This window comes from Escherichia sp. MOD1-EC6300, assembly GCF_002965045.1.
Taxonomy (GTDB): Bacteria; Pseudomonadota; Gammaproteobacteria; order Enterobacterales; family Enterobacteriaceae; genus Escherichia; species Escherichia coli_F.
Window position 1 is genome coordinate 1 of sequence record NZ_PTRH01000090.1, and the last position, 229, is coordinate 229.

The 229-nt window shown below is 44.5% G+C and carries 1 protein-coding gene; it reads right to left on the bottom strand.

Annotated features, from left to right (window positions below; translation table 11 throughout):
• Positions 1-229: ISAs1 family transposase (locus BGE37_RS24970; protein WP_123057357.1), on the bottom strand; the 229-nt coding region annotated here is incomplete at both ends.

Consider the following 229-nt stretch of genomic DNA (forward strand, 5'->3'; position numbering starts at 1 on the left):
GCGATGTGCCGTATCCCTGAAAATAATTCTGCTGCATTTCCTCTTCTTATTTTGCAGTCGTCTTCATTCATTACCACGTCCAGACGCCAGTGCAGCTTATTCTCCACGTGCCAGTGGTTTCGGATTGCTGTGGCGAACTTCTCTGCGGTTAAATCAGCAGAACTGATATAATATCTGACCGTCATTTCTGGCTCTTTCTTTTGTTCTGCTATTATTGACCGAAAGGAGA